Annotated in this window: 14 protein-coding genes and 4 tRNA genes; 10 read left to right on the plus strand and 8 right to left on the minus strand. The window is 53.7% G+C overall.

The window, feature by feature from the left end:
* Window positions 1–2: 2 nt before the first annotated feature.
* Entirely contained in the window at window positions 3–1,121 is a 1,119-nt protein-coding gene (locus TAM4_RS05850; protein WP_014122325.1) for an alkaline phosphatase family protein, read from the minus strand.
* Window positions 1,122–1,156: 35 nt separating this feature from the next.
* Complete coding sequence (locus TAM4_RS05855) at window positions 1,157–1,927, minus strand: hypothetical protein (RefSeq protein ID WP_014122326.1); 771 nt, start codon at window positions 1,925–1,927, stop codon at window positions 1,157–1,159.
* A gap of 280 nt (window positions 1,928–2,207) precedes the next feature.
* Between TAM4_RS05855 and TAM4_RS05860 the strand changes: the two genes are divergently transcribed.
* Window positions 2,208–3,530 carry an RNA-guided endonuclease TnpB family protein gene (locus tag TAM4_RS05860; RefSeq protein ID WP_014122327.1) on the plus strand — a complete coding sequence of 441 codons (1,323 nt, stop codon included), beginning with the start codon at window positions 2,208–2,210 and terminating at the stop codon, window positions 3,528–3,530.
* A 79-nt stretch (window positions 3,531–3,609) separates the two neighbouring features.
* Here TAM4_RS05860 and TAM4_RS05865 read toward each other — a convergent pair whose 3' ends face one another.
* Complete coding sequence (locus TAM4_RS05865) at window positions 3,610–4,860, minus strand: Nre family DNA repair protein (protein WP_014122328.1); 1,251 nt, start codon at window positions 4,858–4,860, stop codon at window positions 3,610–3,612.
* A 204-nt stretch (window positions 4,861–5,064) separates the two neighbouring features.
* Between TAM4_RS05865 and aor the strand changes: the two genes are divergently transcribed.
* The 5 genes from aor to TAM4_RS05890 all read left to right on the plus strand — a co-directional run bounded on the left by aor (window position 5,065) and on the right by TAM4_RS05890 (window position 8,570).
* Window positions 5,065–6,882, plus strand: a complete 1,818-nt coding sequence (gene aor, locus TAM4_RS05870; protein ID WP_014122329.1) for an aldehyde ferredoxin oxidoreductase — start codon at window positions 5,065–5,067, stop codon at window positions 6,880–6,882.
* Window positions 6,883–6,949: 67 nt separating this feature from the next.
* A complete protein-coding gene (locus tag TAM4_RS05875) occupies window positions 6,950–7,201 on the plus strand; it encodes a ubiquitin-like small modifier protein 1 (protein ID WP_014122330.1) in 252 nt (83 codons plus the stop codon).
* Window position 7,202: 1 nt separating this feature from the next.
* Complete coding sequence (locus TAM4_RS05880) at window positions 7,203–8,348, plus strand: tungsten cofactor oxidoreductase radical SAM maturase (RefSeq protein WP_014122331.1); 1,146 nt, start codon at window positions 7,203–7,205, stop codon at window positions 8,346–8,348.
* Between the two features lie 43 nt (window positions 8,349–8,391).
* Window positions 8,392–8,477 (plus strand) — tRNA-Ser (locus TAM4_RS05885).
* An 18-nt stretch (window positions 8,478–8,495) separates the two neighbouring features.
* Window positions 8,496–8,570, plus strand: a tRNA-Cys gene (locus tag TAM4_RS05890).
* A gap of 6 nt (window positions 8,571–8,576) precedes the next feature.
* Here the strand turns inward: TAM4_RS05890 and TAM4_RS05895 are convergent.
* Both TAM4_RS05895 and TAM4_RS05900 read right to left on the minus strand, forming a co-directional pair.
* Entirely contained in the window at window positions 8,577–9,755 is a 1,179-nt protein-coding gene (locus TAM4_RS05895; protein WP_014122332.1) for a DEAD/DEAH box helicase, read from the minus strand.
* Window positions 9,756–9,825: 70 nt separating this feature from the next.
* Window positions 9,826–9,903: transfer RNA gene (locus TAM4_RS05900), tRNA-Lys, on the minus strand.
* 97 nt (window positions 9,904–10,000) lie between these two features.
* Between TAM4_RS05900 and TAM4_RS05905 the strand changes: the two genes are divergently transcribed.
* Window positions 10,001–10,088, plus strand: a tRNA-Leu gene (locus TAM4_RS05905).
* Between the two features lie 644 nt (window positions 10,089–10,732).
* The gene (locus TAM4_RS05910; RefSeq protein ID WP_014122333.1) at window positions 10,733–11,581 is read left to right on the plus strand and encodes a damage-control phosphatase; all 849 of its coding nucleotides are present in this window, start codon (window positions 10,733–10,735) and stop codon (window positions 11,579–11,581) included.
* Here TAM4_RS05910 and TAM4_RS05915 read toward each other — a convergent pair.
* Window positions 11,571–12,659 (minus strand): ATP-binding protein, encoded by a 1,089-nt coding sequence (locus tag TAM4_RS05915; protein WP_014122334.1) that lies wholly within the window; start codon window positions 12,657–12,659, stop codon window positions 11,571–11,573. The genes TAM4_RS05910 and TAM4_RS05915 overlap by 11 nt on opposite strands.
* 45 nt (window positions 12,660–12,704) lie before the next feature.
* Window positions 12,705–13,850, minus strand: coding sequence for a DUF763 domain-containing protein (locus TAM4_RS05920; protein WP_014122335.1), 1,146 nt, complete (start codon window positions 13,848–13,850; stop codon window positions 12,705–12,707).
* A gap of 169 nt (window positions 13,851–14,019) precedes the next feature.
* On the opposite strand from TAM4_RS05920, the gene serK reads away from it, so the two are divergent.
* The gene (serK, locus tag TAM4_RS05925) at window positions 14,020–14,748 is read left to right on the plus strand and encodes an L-serine kinase SerK (RefSeq protein WP_014122336.1); all 729 of its coding nucleotides are present in this window, start codon (window positions 14,020–14,022) and stop codon (window positions 14,746–14,748) included.
* Window positions 14,749–14,912: 164 nt separating this feature from the next.
* Entirely contained in the window at window positions 14,913–15,365 is a 453-nt protein-coding gene (locus TAM4_RS05930) for a DUF835 domain-containing protein (protein WP_014122337.1), read from the plus strand.
* On the opposite strand, the gene TAM4_RS11610 is transcribed toward TAM4_RS05930, so the two are convergent.
* Window positions 15,304–15,651, minus strand: coding sequence for a hypothetical protein (locus TAM4_RS11610; RefSeq protein ID WP_083820416.1), 348 nt, complete (start codon window positions 15,649–15,651; stop codon window positions 15,304–15,306). The genes TAM4_RS05930 and TAM4_RS11610 overlap by 62 nt on opposite strands.
* Window positions 15,652–15,675: the final 24 nt, after the last annotated feature.

Consider the following 15,675-nt stretch of genomic DNA (forward strand, 5'->3'; position numbering starts at 1 on the left):
AATTATATCAGACTCTCCCCCACCATGTTTCCCGGCTTCTCAACTCCGAAGAACTTCAGAACCGTCGGCGCTATGTCCATGAGGCTCGACTCGTCGAGCTTAACCTCCTCAAACCCCCAGAGAATCAGCGGGACCTTCATCACAGGCTCGTTCATCGAGCCGTGCATGCCCTTGACCCAGTGGCTTGCCCCCTTTATCCCCTTGCACATCCTGTGGGAGCAGAACCAGTAGCCGGGTTTGGCAGAGACTATCAGCTCCCCGCTGTTCGGGCTGTTGAGATGAGGTAGGTCCTCGCGGAAGAAGACGGCCTTAACTCCCGGCGCCCTCCTCAGGACTTCAAAGGCTTCCTCGGCCTCGTTTGGGTTTCTCAGATAAACGTGAACGCCTCCGCCGGAGGAAACGCGGAGCGTTTCAATCCCGTGCTTTCTCAAATAGACCTTTAAGTTCACCCACGTGTGAACCTCCTCCTGCCCGTGGTCGGCGAAGATTATAAAAGCGTACTCGTCCTTGAGGCGCTCCCAGAGGGTTCTGACCGCGGTATCAACCGTCTCAACGGCCTTTAGAGAGCCTTCACTCAACGGCCCGTGGTCGTGGCTCATTCCATCTATCGAGGCGAAGTGAACGAGCAGCAAATCCGGTTTGCACTCCTCATATAGGTAAAGGGCCGAGTTTAGAACCCACACGTCTTTCCTCCAGTCACGCCCGTGCTGTCTGTACATCTTGTCGCTCGCAAAGAACGGCGGAAAAATCCTCACGTCGGTTCCGCTGAAGGGGGGCATCGTGTAGCCCGAAACGCTCGCCGTTCTAACCCCCCTCTGGCGGAGCAGGTCAACGATTGTTGGGGCCTTTATGACCTTGTGGGGATTGAAGGCAACCTCGTAGTCGTAGAAGTTCACCTTTCTGTCGGTTAGCCTGTCGTAGTAGCCGTTCTCAACGACGCCGTGGTCCCTCGGCCAGACCCCGGTCATCACGCTCGTGTGCACTAAATCCGTCAGCGTCGGGAAGATGGAATCCACAACGGCGAAGCTCCCGGTTTCAGCCAACTCGCTCAGGAACGGCATGTGCTTGAGGTTGTAAACCCCGTTTCCGTCGAGGCTTATGAGGGCGAGCTTTTTTCTCATGACGTCCAATTACATTGGGGAAATTTAAACTTTGTCTATTGGGAATTCTTGTTGAGAACTCCTTGAATGAAAGCTACTAAAATGTCTCCGGATATTGGGGTTGTGTAATCGTCTGAAGAACCCAATTGAAGGCTAAATTTTGTAAATCCATCAAAATATAGTGGCTTCTCTCTTCCCTCCTTTCCAATCAAGAGGCCGTCCCTGTGAGGAGTTAATGATACTAATTTTTTATACGGAATTGTGAGGGTCCGCTTTTGTCCGACAAATACTATCCTAGAATTCGTCACAACGAATGAACCAACGTCTACTAGGTCTATTTTTTCAAATTTATATGGTACCGATGTGCCTCCACCTATATAAACCCCTTTTGCAACTCTAAATCCCCCTCCTCCATAGTTGCGAATGGTATAACGCCGGGGTTCGTAGAATGAGATATCCGGAAGTCCAAGATATATAATTTCGTTTTTCTTTGGGATGATTGGGGCAGAAACAACAAGTTTAGCATCATCCAAAAATTCCCCAGACTGCAATGACTCTATGAGCACCTTATGGAATAGGTGCTGGGAAATTACTCTATTCCACTCTTCAATAGTCCTGGGTTTATTGGGAATTTCGGCAAGATATGAGTAATTATTTGCATCAAACCAATTTAGTTTGTATCTCTTTCCAAGCACTTTCTCAAATCTCGTGCCACAATAAGGACACTCAAGTATCTTTATCTTCCTTTTTAAAATAGACCCTATTATCTTGTATTTCTCTTCAAGTGTAGCCTTTTGACAGACGGGACAGGGGTAACTTTCTTCCATTAACATCACCCAGTAGGTATGTTGACCGGTCTTAAATAAACATTTAGGATACCAAAGCTGTGGTGTCAGTCCTGACTTTTTTCTTTTATAAGCTGAGGGGTCACTCTGGGTCAGAAAACATGCGCCGAAAGGCTTATGAATTTGACCATATTAACACTAATGGCATTGATTAATGGGGGTTCTTAATGCCAGTGAAAAATACGGAAAATTCGGGAGCCTTGAGGTGGCTGTAACTAAAACTATGAAACTTTAGATTAAAAGAAGCTGGAAGTGAGAAGCAATGAAGCGGTCGGTAACAGTAAGACTCCAGCCCTCAAAGGAGCAGGAGAAAATCCTTTTTGAGTTGGCTTACTCCACCGCAGTAGTCTGGAACAAACTCAATTACAAACGCTTAAGACAGTTCAAAGAATTCGGCAAAATCGATTTTAATGGAACGGAAAAAGAGGCTTATCATGAGTTCAAAAACTGGATTGGTGGTTCAACGGTTCAACAATTAGCCCGAAAGAACGCTGAAGCGTGGCGTTCATTCTTCTCGCTTAACAGGAAGAAAAAGAATGGCGAACTTCCCGAATGGTTCAAGCCAAGACCACCAAAATTCATTAGAGAGAAGAACAGGCGGAAACTCTTCATAATTCCTCTCAGGAACGACCAGTATCAGGTTAAGGGAAATGTTCTCGAATTGAGAAGACTTGGTAAGTTCGGAAAACTCAAAATCCAGTTCAAAGGAAGAATACACTTGAAGGGGAAACAGGGACGCTTGGAAATCACTTACGACTCCGTTAAACGGAAGTGGTATGCCCACGTAAGCCTCACAGTCGAGGAAAGACTTGAAAGTGAGGAATGGGTTGCACTCTCAAGAACTCCTAAGGGAGACCTCTCAGCTGGCATCGACCTTGGAGTAAACAACCTGATGGCCATCTACGTTGAGAATGGAGAGAGCTTCCTCGTGAATGGAAGGCCGCTCAAAAGCATTGACTTTTACTGGAGAAGAAAAATCGCCGAGTATCAGTCAAAACTCAACAAGTCTGGAGCTAAAACTAGTAGAAAACTCAAGAAAATGCACGATAAAGCGAAACTTCAGACTGAACATTACATTAACACGGCAGTTAGACAAACGGTTAGGAAACTCTATGAGTTGGGTGTTTCTAAGATTGTGATTGGTTACCCAAAGGGAATAGCTCGGAACTCTAACAAGGGCAAAAAGCAAAACTTCCTCCTCTCCCATGTCTGGCGGTTTAATTATGCTATCAAACGCTTGACGGAAGTTGCGGAAGAGTATGGTATTCAAGTCGTGCTTGTTAATGAGGCTTTCACTTCTCAATCCTGCCCTCTCTGTGGCCAACGCCACTCTAACGGGAGGATTTTTAGAGGTTTATTCAAGTGCCACAGGGAGGGCGTTGTAATGAATGCAGATTTGGTGGGGGCTTTTAACATTTTGAAGAAGGTAGTGAAAACCATAACCCCGAGCCTCCCGGCTTTATCGGGAGGTAGGGGTAATCGGGGGAAGGCCCTCCCGGAGGGGTTCGAAGAACCCGCTCTAACGGGTTCCCTAGTGAAAACCCCTCAAACCTCCCCACCAACGGCGAGGGTTCCAACAGTTTAATCCCTTGCCATTGACGGGGAGGAGGTCAGGTGCACTCATCACCGCTCGGTGGGATGGAGCGGTCATCATTCACCGGGCTTCATTGGTCAAGGCGGTATAAATTTCTTCCGAGCCACTCATCTAGGGTCTTCTGCCTCGCGAGGCTTCCTAAGATGTAGCTCCTCTTGAGGTACTCCTCGAAGGGGTGCTCAAGCCTTCTCCGTATCGCGTCGAGTGCCTCGTTGAGAGTCTCGAAGTGGCCGATTTGATTGTTTAAAGCTTTCTTCACGCCGAGGCGAATCTGCCAGACGCCAACCGGGGCGTAGTACTCGGGCGTAACTTCCCTGAAGACAACAACCCTCGCCTGCCTCCTTCTCGCCCTGAGGGCCTCCAAAACGCTCAAGCGGGCGGCGTGATAGGCTCCAGCAGTTTCCTTGACGTACTCCTTCCTCCCGCGGAAGTCCTCGTAGTCGTGAATCACGCTCGGCCTCTCGCTACCGAAGAGCGACCCCTTGAGCCAGACCTCCAAAAGCTCGAAGGCGTAAGACTGGGGCATCAGCAGAACGGCGTAGCGGTTGCCGAGGAAGCGGTAGAAGTAGACCTCGTAGTCGTTTATCTCCGGGTAGTGCAGAATCTCGCGCCTCAGGTTCTTGCCTATGGTATCTTGAACCGCTGTGATGCTCCACCGCGTCGGGACGAGCTTCCTCTCAATTCCAAGTAGTCCAGCGGAGAGGAGCCTTATGATGTAGTATTCATCGAAGCCCCAGTCGTAGAGGCGCATTATGGCCTGCTCAGCCCTCAGCTCGTCGCTCACCACGTAGTCGGTTCTCCTCGGGATTTTCGGGTTCTCGGTCAGCTCGAAGTCGAGGAGTTCCGCTTTGGGCCCGATGGGCGGGGCAAACTCGCTCGGCAGAACCTTGAGCACCGGCTTTTTCTTCAGCAGAATCTCACTGTCCACCGGTTTTATTGACATCGCCAGCTCCTGGACTTCGCTCAGAATTCTCCCGCTCTTCCTTACGTTCACATCGGCCTTCGTCTCGCCCATGACCAAAAGCGAGCGGTAGTAGAGTATGTCGCGAATCGTCTTGTTCTCCCACTTGAGGGGGCTGTCGAGGTGGCTGGTGTTGCCCTCTATCGGGGGAACGAGCGGGCCGATTCGAACCTTTGGGTAGCCGTACTCACCGACGAATAGGCTCGGCGGGGAGGAGCCGAAGAGGTGGCGCTTGTTGAGCTTCTGCTCGACAGTTCGGGCTACCCTAAAGCGCTCGAGAATCGGACAGGTTGGCCTCCCGCAGAGGAGCTTCCGGCCCTTGCAGACCGCGCAGAGCTTTGAGTTGAAGAGCTCGACCATCGTGATTGGTTCGTCCGATCACGTTTTAGCCTTTTCCTTCGAAGCCGTTCCGGAAACAAGGGTTCGAAGTTCATGGTTTTTATATCCCGATTAGTACTACACCGGAGTTAAATCCATTCGCTTAACTTTTGTTCCCATGCACATGAGAGCGTTTTCCTAAACTTTTATATACGACAATGTACTTAGTTGTCGTGAGGTGCTTCTATGTACGGGAACTGGGGTAAGTTTCTGCGCGTGAACCTCTCCACGGGAGAGGTCAAGGTTGAGGAGTACGACGAGGAGCTGGCCAAGAAGTGGGTCGGCAGCAGGGGACTGGCGATATACTACCTCCTAAGGGACATGGACCCGAAGGTCGATCCGCTGAGCCCGGAGAACATCATGGTGATAACACCCGGCCCGCTGAGCGGAACCAGCGCGCCGACCGGCGGCAGGTACAACGTCGTCACGAAGAGCCCGGCGACGGGATTCATAACAATGGCCAACTCAGGAGGCTACTTCGGCGCCGAACTCAAGTTTGCCGGATGGGACGGGATCATAATCGAAGGAAAGGCCGAGAGCCCGGTTTACATCTACATAAAGGACGAAAATGTCGAGATCAGGGACGCCTCACACCTGTGGGGCAAGGTCGTGAGTGAGACCGAGGAGACGCTGAGGAAAGAAATCGGTAGCAAGAAGATCAGAATCCTGAGCATAGGCCCGGCCGGAGAGAACCTCGTCAAGTTCGCGGCCATAATGAACGACGGCCACAGGGCGGCGGGCAGGGGCGGCGTCGGTGCCGTCATGGGAAGCAAGAACCTCAAGGCAATAGTTGCCGAGGGAAGCAAGAGGGTCCCCATAGCGGACAAGCAGAAGTTCATGCTCACCGTCAGGGAGAAGATAAACAAGCTCAAGAACGACCCTGTCGCAGGCGGCGGCCTGCCCAACTACGGAACCGCGGTTCTCGTGAACATCATCAACGAGAACGGACTCTACCCGACGAGGAACTTCCAGACCGGTGTCTTCGAGCACGCCTACGAGCAGAGCGGTGAGGCGATGGCCAAGAAGTACCTCATAAGGAACCAGCCGTGCTACGCCTGTCCGATAGGCTGTGGAAGGGTTAACAAGCTGCCAACCGTTGGCGTTACCGAAGGCCCCGAGTACGAGAGCATATGGGCCCTCGGTGCAAACCTGGGCATAAACGACCTGGCGAGCATAATCGAGGCCAACCACCAGTGTGACGAGTTCGGCCTCGACACGATCTCAACCGGTGGAACTCTCGCTGCCGCCATGGAGCTCTACGAGAAGGGCTACCTAACCGACGACGACCTTGGCGACGCTCCGCCCTTCAGGTGGGGCAACACCGAGGTTCTGCACTACTACATCGAGAAGATAGCGAAGAGAGAAGGACTTGGAGACAAACTCGCCGAGGGAAGCTACCGCTTCGCCGAGATGTACGGCCACCCGGAGTACTCGATGAGCGTCAAGAAGCTTGAGCTTCCCGCCTATGACCCGAGGGGAGCCGAGGGACACGGCCTCGGTTACGCGACCAACAACCGCGGTGGATGCCACATCAAGAACTACATGATAAGCCCCGAGATCTTAGGTTACCCGTACAAGATGGACCCGCACGACATAAGCGACGACAAGGTGAAGATGCTCATCCTCTTCCAGGACCTCAGCGCGCTCATAGATGCGGCCGGCCTGTGCCTCTTCACGACCTTCGGACTCGGTGCGGACGACTACCGCGACATGCTCAACGCTGCTTTGGGCTGGGACTTCTCCACCGAGGACTACCTCAAGGTCGGAGAGAGGATCTGGAACGCGGAGAGGATCTTCAACCTCAAGGCCGGCCTCGACCCGCTCAAGGACGACACCCTGCCGAAGAGGTTCCTAGAGGAGCCGATGCCGGAGGGTCCGAACAAGGGCCACGTCGTTCGCCTGAAGGAGATGCTGCCGAGATACTACGCGCTCCGCGGCTGGACCGAGGACGGAAGGGTCCCGCCCGAGAAGGCGGAAGAGCTCGGCATCAAGGAGTTCCTCTGATTTTCCCATTTTTGTCCAGCAATTTTTTAATAGCCTCGCGCTGAGGAACTTGTTCAGGTGGTATTGTATGGTAAAAGTCAAGGTATTCGCGACTCTTATCGACATCGTCGGGAAACGAATGCTCGAAATCGAGGGCGTTAAAACCGTTGGGGAACTGCTGGATGAACTCGACCGGCGGTTTCCGGGGGTCAAAAAGGAGCTCGAAGATGGCTACCTGATTCTCGTGAACGGAAAGAACATCGAGCACCTCCAGGGGCTTGAGACGCCGATCAAGGACGACGATACCGTCAGCGTTTTCCCGCCGGCGGGGGGCGGTTGAAGTGGCGAGGGAAGTCGGTAAGGAGTACACCTTCACGCTGTGGGACGGGAAGGTCATAGTCAGACCAAAGCTCGATATGAAGTACCTGTACATAGAGGTAACCAGCAGGTGCAACCTGAAGTGCGAGATGTGCTTCAAGCAGTACTGGGAGGACGAAGAGGGCGACATGGACTGGGAGCTCTTCCTCAAGATACTCAACGACGCGGAGGAGTTTCCGGAGCTCAGGATGGTCTACCTCGGGGGAATAGGTGAGCCCTCGGTTCACCCCCGCTTCATGGACATGGTCCGGGAAGTTAAGAGGAGGGGCTTTGCCCTCGGAATGAGCACGAACGGAACACTGCTGACGGACAAAATGCTCCGGGAGTTCGCGGAGCTCGGGGTTGAGCTGATCTACTTTTCCATGGACACCGTGCCAACGGCCCAGAACGCGATAACCCTCGGGCACATCGCCGCGGCCGTTACCGCGGACAAGATAAGGAAGCTCGTGAAATACCGGGAAGAGACCGGGACGCACAGGCCGAGCATAGGGGTCGAGGTGGTCGTCACCAAGGAGAACTACATGGAGCTGCCGGAGCTCGCGCGCTATCTCCTCGATCTCGGCGTCGATTCGATGCTGGTTTCGAACCTCCTTCCACTGACGGAGGAGCAAACCAAGGACATAGTCTACGATGGGAGCGTTGACATGAAGCCGATCCTCGACGAGCTGTACAGGATCGCCCACAACGGCCTCTCCATAAAGCTGCCGTACTTTGAGCTGAAAACCGAGAGGCAGTGCGATTTTGACGAGAACAACGTGGCGGTCGTCAGATGGGACGGGGAGGTTGCGCCCTGCTACCGCTTCCTCCACAGCTATTACGAGTATATCTTCGGCAGGAAAAAGAAGGTGAACGCCTACTCCTTCGGAAACGTGAGGGAGAAGAGCCTTGCGGAGATCTGGACGAGCGAGAGGTACACGTGGTTCCGCTTTACGATGAAGAACTACATGTACCCATCCTGCACCGACTGCCCCCTCGTAGATGCCTGTGACTTCGTGAAGACGACTGACATCGATTGCTGGGGCAACGAGCCGAGCTGTGCAGACTGCCTCTGGTCGAGGCGGATCGTGCAGTGCCCCATTCCCCAGTACAACTTCGGGAAGTTCTATTAGCAAAAAGCTTAAAAACCCCCGATTGCTCATATACCTCGGGCGTGCCGCGGTAGCCTAGCCTGGTAGGGCGCCGGCCTGCTAAGCCGGTGGGCGGTGCCCACCGGGGTTCAAATCCCCGCCGCGGCGCCAAATTTTCTCGGGTTCAATGCCGGGATAGCCTAGAGGCGAGGCGAGGGACTGCAGATCCCTTCCACCCGGGTTCAAATCCCGGTCCCGGCTCCACCCTTTTCAGAACCTTCTCCTTCCCCATCTCCGCCGGTATTCCCTCTCAAGGTCTTCATCCCTGAAGCGCTTGGGAATTCTCTCGCTCAGGTGGGATCTCCTCACTTCAACCCTCGCTTTCCTCGCTATGCCCCTGAACCTTCCGATTTCACCGGGTTCGAGGAAGGTAATGGCCTTTCCCCTCTTCCCCATCCTGCCCGTTCTTCCTATTCTGTGAATGTACTGCTCCGGGTTCATTGGAAGGGAGTAGTTTATCACGTGGCTTATCTCCCTGACGTCGAGGCCCCTCGCGGCAACATCCGTGGCAACGAGAACGTTGATCTTCCCCTCCTTAAAGCGGTTGAAGGTTCTCTCCCTCGCGGCCTGGCTCATGTCCCCGTTGAGGGCATCGGCCCTGAAACCGTCCCTCCTCAGCCTCTCGCTCAGTTCCCGGGTCTCCCTCTTGGTGTGGCAGAAGATTATGCCGTAAAACCCTTCCTCAAGAACCTCTTTCAGCTTCTCGTACTTTCTCGCGGGAAGGACTTCCACGTACTCCTGATCGACCATCTCGGGCACTATCTCGTCCCTGCTCACGAGAACGACTTCGGGGTTCCGCATGTACTTCTTTGCCAGGAGGAGAATCCCCATCGGCATCGTCGCCGAGAACATGAGGATCCTCTTCTCCTCGGGTGCGCGCCTCATTATCTCCTCGATGTCATCAACGAAACCCATGTCGAGCATTCTATCAGCCTCGTCAAGCACGAAGAACCTCACCGAGCTGAGGTCCAGAGTGCCCCTGTTCAGGTGATCGAGCACCCTACCGGGCGTTCCGACGACCACGTGAACGCCCCTCTCGAGGGCCCTTATCTGCGGCCCTATCGGCTGGCCGCCGTAGATGGCGTAGACGTAAACCCTCTTCTTCCCGCGGAGGCTTTTGATCTCGTCCGCAACCTGGAGGGCAAGCTCCCTCGTGGGGGTGAGTATTATCGCCTGCACTGTTTTCTCCTTCGGATCGATTGCCTCGATTATAGGGAGTGCAAAGGCGGCAGTTTTGCCGGTTCCCGTCTGAGACTGACCGATTATATCAACGTCGCCCTCAAGAAGACGGGGGATTACTTCCCTCTGGATGTCGGTTGGGGTTTCAAAACCCTTCCTTTTAACGGCCTCTAAACTTGATTCTGACAAGCCCAATTCTTCAAAACTCATCTTTACAAACTCCTTACTTTGCTCAGACGCACTCCTTCTCAGGCGGAACGCGTCGAGAAGAAACGCGATCTGGCGGGCCGGGGGGGATTCGAACCCCCGACCTGCGGATTAAGAGTCCGCCGCTCTAACCAGGCTAAGCTACCGGCCCTCAACCCGAAACCATAGACGGGAGTTGATTTATAAATTTTTTGGTGTCGTCCGAGGGAAAACTTTATAAATCCTCCTCGAGCCTTATAATTGGCAACGCGGGGGTTGCCGAGCCTGGTCAAAGGCGCGGGATTGAGGGTCCCGTCCCGTAGGGGTTCCGGGGTTCAAATCCCCGCCCCCGCACCAGAAACTTTTGCCAAGCAAAAGTTTCATCAAAGTTCGTGATTCTCTTTTGAAAAAGCCTATTCTTTGAGTGGATTTCCTCCTGAGTTGCTCGTTTGGAGTGAATTCCTTTAGGGGCACCTTTTAAAGGGATTCAAGTGTTTTTGAGCTCCTTCGGAGCGCGGTTTTAGTAGAACCCGCGCGTAAAAAGCCTTAACCTAGTGAATTCAAACTTCAAATGGCGGACTTGATTTTGAAATCCCCTTACAAAGGAAGCTTTAACGAGAAATCACGAGCTTTTGGTCAAGCTTTTCCCAAAAGCTTCAGCGCTGGCGGAAGATGATGTGCTTTTTTTAAAAGTGCAAGTTTTAGTATGGGTTTCTTTTTGACTGCTCTTTGGGAGGGTTTTACTCCATAAACGGCGTCCAAAAGAAGCGTCCCAACGGAGCGCGATAAAAAGTAAACCCGAGTGAGAAAGCTCCCAAAATCCGGGAATTCACACTCTAAAAGGGCCGTTAAAAGCGCAAACACTCCAAAAGAAGCCCTCGGTAAAGGAATCACCAACTTTGATGAAACTTTGCATGGCAAAGTTTCCTTGGTTAAGCTTTCCCAAAAGCTTCCTGCGAAAGCAATTTAAGTTTCGGAACTATGGGAACAGGGGTGATAGAATGAAGGTTCACTACGAGTGCTTCTCCTGCATAGCCACTCAATGCCAGAGGATCGTTGAGATGGGGACGGATGACCTGAGCGTTAGAAGGAAGGGCGTCCTCAGAGCGGCGAAGGCGATAGCGAAGATGGACGAGAGCTCCGTACCAGCGATAATCGGGAGCGAGGTTTTCCTTGAGGTTTACCTCGCCATCGGGAACGACGACCCCTTCCGTGAGTACAAGGAGCTCTCGAACAGCCTGGCCGAGAGGGTCGCATCGGACTTGGAGAAAAAGCAGCCGGATCTGAAGACAGCCCTAAAGCTCGCCATAATCGGCAACATAATCGATTTCGCCGTTGGATACACCCCGGAGGAGATAGAGCGTGACGTCGAGGAACACCTCCGGGAGGAACTATACGTGGATCACTCGGAGGAGCTCTTCAAAGCCCTGGAATCGGCCAAGGTTCTGCTGTACATCACGGACAACTGCGGCGAGATATACTTCGACAGGCTTTTCCTCAGGAAGATAAAAGAGGAGTTTCCACACCTTGATATCTACGTTGCGGGCAAGGAGGGACCGATAATAAACGACGCCACTGTTGAGGACCTCAAACGGGCCGGTCTGGATGAAGTCGGGAAAGTTATCTCAACAGGGACGAGAATCGTCGGTGTGCCCTTCGGCATGATCTCAGAGGAGTTCACGGAGGTCTTCGAGAGGGCCGACGTGATAATAGCCAAGGGGCAGGGAAACTTCGAGACCCTCAGTGAGAGGAAAGATAGGAGGGTGTTCTACCTTCTGAAGGCCAAGTGCAGGCCGATAGCGAGGGAATTGGGGGTTCCACAGGGTTCTCTGCTCTGCGTCAGGGGCTGAAGGCGAATTCCAGCACGGGATCCGCTATGTGGTAGGTAATGTTCCTGCCGCGGATCCGTTTCTCTACAAACGAGGCCTTGAGGAGCGCTTCAATAAGTCGGGCAAGGGTTGCGTCCGTTATCTCTCTGCGTTCCACCCTTTCGAGTTCCCTCTTTATCCCGCTCCACGTGTTTCTTCCACGGGCTATTGCACGAAGAATCGTCAGATACCTCCTTCTCGCCAGAGGCCTTTTCTCGAGGAAGCGTTCAAGCTCTCTCAGGGCCATCTTAGACGCCTCCGCAAGGACCCTTTCCACGGTCTCCCTGTTCGGTTCTTTCCCGAGGGACATCACCCCGAACTTAACGAGCCACCCGACTATCCCGTCAAGCCTGTCCACGGCATATTCGAGAACGTCCTCCTCTGGCTCAATCCCGACCTGTTCAAAGCCTTTGTGCAGAAAATCGAGGCTTTTCTCCCTCGAAAAGCGGGAAAGTTCTACCTCGCGGTAGATTCGTCCATAGAGGGGAGCATCGGGGTTTTCAGTGCCGACGAAATCGTATAGAAGTCCAACCTCACTCCCCGTAAGCACAAAGCTCGTTTCACCATAGTCGTAAAAGTGGGCTATGAGTGAGGCAAGCTCTTTCCCCGCCGGTCCCCTGATCTCCTGAACCTCATCAAACGCTATTACAAACCCCTCGCTCTCAAGGGCCGAGATCACAGAATACAGGGTTTCAGGGTTTTTCCAAGAAAGAGAAACGCCAACACCGGAAATCCTCACTCCGTTTATGAGCTGCATCCTGTTTTTCAACCTCTTAAGGACAGGAGCGTTTTTCGAAATGTACTCATTTAGGGCCGCCTGAAAGCGGAGATAAAGCTCGCGTCGCGAGTTGGGATTAACGCCCCTCATATCAACTATGATGTGGGGGAACTCTGACTCGTTTAGAGCCACCCGCAGGAGAGAAGTCTTTCCAAGCCGGCGTATCCCCTTTATCAGAATTAACGGTTCCCGCGAAGTCAGGGCGTCCAGGAGTTCCTTAAGTTCCTTCTCCCTGTCATAAAGGTCCTCCCTCCTGACCTTTGGTCGTTCGTCAAAATACAAACTACCACCCCGATAGTATACTATCACCCCGATAGTTAAAAGCGTTTAGGTCGGCCGCTTCTCTTCCTCAGGAAACCTCCAGTTTTTCGTGATCTTAACCACGTTCCTGATAAGCGCCCTCTCCCCTCGGTTTCTCTCGATCAGCTTTTCGAGGAAGGAAACCAGCTCGTCGTAGGTTTTTCTCTCGACCGGGAAAGGCACGCGGTCCTTTCCGCCAACGGCGTATGTGAACTTGAAGGGATCGATCGGATGTGTCACCCTGTCCTTCCAGCTTGGCTTTACCTCGTAGACCAGCTCTGCCACGAGCGAAAGGGCCCTGAGCGTGCTCGGCCCGAGCCCCTTAATGAGGAGGAACTCCTCGTAGTTTCCGACGCTCATATCTCTGGCAAATTCGAGGGCTCTTCTGTTGAGTTCCAGCTTTCCAAGGCTCTCGTAGCGCTTTAAAATCGCCCTCTCGTCAGGGTCCCTGGGGCGGTAGTAGACCAGCGGACGGTAGCCCTTCGCGATGGCCCTTACCGTCTCAAATTCGCGTTCAATTCTCTCGGGCCTCTCGCTTACGATGTCGAGAAGGGTCTTCTGGAACTCTCTGGATTGGCTGGAGACCGTGTTAAGGGCTATCTCGGCTTTGACGCCGGCTATCGCCTTGTGGGGGTCGAGGGTGAAGGTTTCGGCGTCAAACCAGTGGTAACGCCTCGCGAGTTTGGCTTTCTCGTTCATCCCCTGCTGTATCACCGCCCAGTTGCCCTCTTCATCGAGGAAGAAGGCGTGGTGGTAGAGCTGGTAGCCCGTCTGGAAGGCAACGGTGTCGACTTTAGCGACGAGCCGGGACGTTCTGATGTAGGGCTCTGGATCAAGGTCGTAAAGTTCCGCTATGGTTTTCAGCTCCTCCGGCGTTCTTCTGCTCGCCTTCCCCTTCCCTCCGGCGACCTTAACGCCGAGTTCCTCATGCGAGAGGGCTTCCTTTATCATGCCCACCGTTACCGTTGTCGAGCCCGAGGAGTCCCAGTCCATGCCGATGAGGTTGTTGAAGGCCTGAAACCAGATCGGGTCGGAGAGCCTCTCAAGTAAGCCCCTCGTGCCGTACTCGTCAACGGCGAGGATCAGGACTAATCTCGTCAGCTTCCTCATTCTCTGGGCGAGCCACGCGGGGACGTGGCCACCGTGGAGGGGCAGCTCCGCAACGTTCCTCATCCTTCCTTAATACTCGCTCAGGAGTTTTAACGGTTGCCTCGCAGGATCTTCGCACAGTCCACCAAAAAGTGCAGATCTCCCGGAAAAAGGTAGTCAAATGGAAAGGAAAGCCTTTTTATCCCTCGCTTCGATATCGATCTGCAGGTTTTGATCTCACGGAGGGTTGGAGATGGGAGTTGAAAAGGTACCAAAGTACGACATACCGACCGTTAAGGTGGACTACGTTTTTATCGAGCTCGACAAGATGAAGCCTCACGAGCAGCTCGTTCAGAAGGAGCTCGAGGACTTCATCGAGAGCGTCACCGGCTCAGGTATCTTCTGGAAGCCGATGCTCCTCGCGAAGATTCCGGGAACGGACGAGTACCTTATCGTTGACGGCCACCACCGCTGGGCCGGCCTTCAGAAGCTCGGCGCGAAGAGGGCTCCTTCAGTCATACTCGACTACTTCAGCGACGACGTTAAAGTCTACACCTGGTACCCGGCCTTCAAGGGCGACCTCAACGAGGTCATTGAGAGACTCAAGAAGGAGGGCCTTGAGGTCGTTGAGGACCCGGAGGCAGAGGAGAAGGCCGAGCGCGGGGAGATTGCCTTCGCCATAGTCGGCGAGAAGAGCTTCGCAATCCCTGGCTCGCTGGAGGAGCAGAAGAAGGTCAGTAAGGTTCTCGACGAGATGAACCAGGAGGGCAGGATAGAGCTCATCTACTACGGCCTCAAGGAGGACGCGAGGGAGGACATGGCCAAGGGCGAGATTGACTACGTCTTCATCAGAAAGGCCCCGACCAAGGAGGACGTCATGGAGCTCGTCAAGCGCGGGGAAGTCTTCTCACCGAAGACAACCAGGCACGTGCTTCCCTTCAACCCGGACAAGATCGACGTCAAGCTTGAAGAGCTGTTCTGAAAGTTTTTAAGTTCCGCCCCTTTCTTTCTTTGCCCGATGACGAAGGATTAACCGGCTGATAAGTGATGACATCGGCCTTGACCGAGGGCCTGCATGTGCACCTACATAGCCACTTACAAAAAAGGTACTTATATCCAGAGGCCCTACTCACAGCGGGGAAAAGCATGGTCGTGAAGGCACTCGCCTCGATGCTCATTCAGGCATGGGCCGGCAACTCCTACTCTCCCCCCCTCCGGAGTCTCGGCTACTTCAACATAGTCGGCTCCCGGGAGGCCGTTAGGGAGGGAAGCGTTCTTCTCGTAACCCGGCCGGGGAGAGATGTGCCTCCGGGATGGAAAGCCCTTTTCGTGAGCACGGTCCCCGGCTTCATAGGCCCCCGGGAGCTCCCGAAACTCCTCCACAGCATAATAGGGGAACTGAAGAAGAACCCCGGGACTGCGGTCGTCCTCGAGTGCCCGGAGTACCTGGTTCTCCACAACGGGTTCAGAAGCTTTCTCAGGTTTTTAAACGCCCTTCGAGACCACGTGATGCTCACCGGAGGGAGGCTTTACCTCATCACCGACCCCTCGGTCTGGAGGGAGAGGGAGTTCGCGCTCCTCCGCCGGATGGAGGGTTGAGCCACCTGTCCAGTTTGAGTGGATTTCTCCTTATGTCCTTGAGTGTCGAGACGTAGAGCCGCCTTCCATCGATCGAACGCTTTATCCTGAGCTCCCCAGCGCTTTCGAGGAACCGCATTGCGTCCCTAATCAAGTCCGGGCGTATTCCGCTCGACTTCAGGGTCTCCCAGAAGGGTTCCCTATCTGCGTATCTGGAGGCCTTCTTCACGATTGCCCAGGCCACCTGGATCCTCCGCTCACCCCTCGCCACCCGGTAAGCCTTCAGTAGGGCCCTAAGAGTTTCCATCCGCGTCCCTCATAGGGCTATCGG

The organism is Thermococcus sp. AM4 (assembly GCF_000151205.2).
Lineage (GTDB): Archaea > Methanobacteriota_B > Thermococci > Thermococcales > Thermococcaceae > Thermococcus.

Coding starts and splice junctions, on each gene's coding strand:
- aor (WP_014122329.1), top strand. CDS start 5,065: ATGTACGGGAACTGGGGTAAGTTTCTGCGCGTGAACCTCTCCACGGGA.
- TAM4_RS05875 (WP_014122330.1), top strand. CDS start 6,950: ATGGTAAAAGTCAAGGTATTCGCGACTCTTATCGACATCGTCGGGAAA.
- TAM4_RS05860 (WP_014122327.1), top strand. CDS start 2,208: ATGAAGCGGTCGGTAACAGTAAGACTCCAGCCCTCAAAGGAGCAGGAG.
- TAM4_RS05850 (WP_014122325.1), bottom strand. CDS start 1,121: ATGAGAAAAAAGCTCGCCCTCATAAGCCTCGACGGAAACGGGGTTTAC.
- TAM4_RS05930 (WP_014122337.1), top strand. CDS start 14,913: ATGGTCGTGAAGGCACTCGCCTCGATGCTCATTCAGGCATGGGCCGGC.
- TAM4_RS05895 (WP_014122332.1), bottom strand. CDS start 9,755: ATGAGTTTTGAAGAATTGGGCTTGTCAGAATCAAGTTTAGAGGCCGTT.
- serK (WP_014122336.1), top strand. CDS start 14,020: ATGGGAGTTGAAAAGGTACCAAAGTACGACATACCGACCGTTAAGGTG.
- TAM4_RS05855 (WP_014122326.1), bottom strand. CDS start 1,927: ATGGAAGAAAGTTACCCCTGTCCCGTCTGTCAAAAGGCTACACTTGAA.
- TAM4_RS05865 (WP_014122328.1), bottom strand. CDS start 4,860: ATGGTCGAGCTCTTCAACTCAAAGCTCTGCGCGGTCTGCAAGGGCCGG.
- TAM4_RS11610 (WP_083820416.1), bottom strand. CDS start 15,651: ATGGAAACTCTTAGGGCCCTACTGAAGGCTTACCGGGTGGCGAGGGGT.
- TAM4_RS05920 (WP_014122335.1), bottom strand. CDS start 13,850: ATGAGGAACGTTGCGGAGCTGCCCCTCCACGGTGGCCACGTCCCCGCG.
- TAM4_RS05910 (WP_014122333.1), top strand. CDS start 10,733: ATGAAGGTTCACTACGAGTGCTTCTCCTGCATAGCCACTCAATGCCAG.